The following is a 390-nucleotide window of genomic DNA, read 5'->3' on the forward strand; positions in this document are numbered from 1 at the left end:
TTTTTATTCATGTTTGTGTTGATAGATTATTGACAGACTATTGTCATCATAATGGTGCGGTATAGTCGTGTGTTGCGATGCTAGGGTGTAGGTGTGGTTGGTAATATTATTTTTTTTTTAGTACAGAAAATCGCTGCACATCAAGACCAGCTCGCTTGAACTGGCAGTCGGCAAACTGAGCGGCGGCAATCAGCAAAAAGTATCGCTCGGCAAATGGCTATTCACGGGACCAAAAATTTTGATCCTCGATGAACCGACGCGGGGCATCGACGTCGGAGCGAAGTTCGAGATCTACACGATCATGAACGAATTGATCAAACAAGGCATGAGCATCATCATGATTTCTTCTGAACTGAACGAAATCATCGGCATGAGCGACCGTATTTACGT

Annotated in this window: 1 pseudogene; it reads left to right on the forward strand. The window is 43.8% G+C overall.

What is annotated here, in order from left to right:
- Positions 1-121: 121 nt before the first annotated feature.
- Positions 122-390: pseudogene (locus tag BHE18_RS02025) on the forward strand (ATP-binding cassette domain-containing protein); the annotation flags it as partial.

The sequence above is a fragment of the Rossellomorea aquimaris genome, assembly GCF_001877785.1.
GTDB lineage: Bacteria > Bacillota > Bacilli > Bacillales > Bacillaceae_B > Rossellomorea > Rossellomorea aquimaris_A.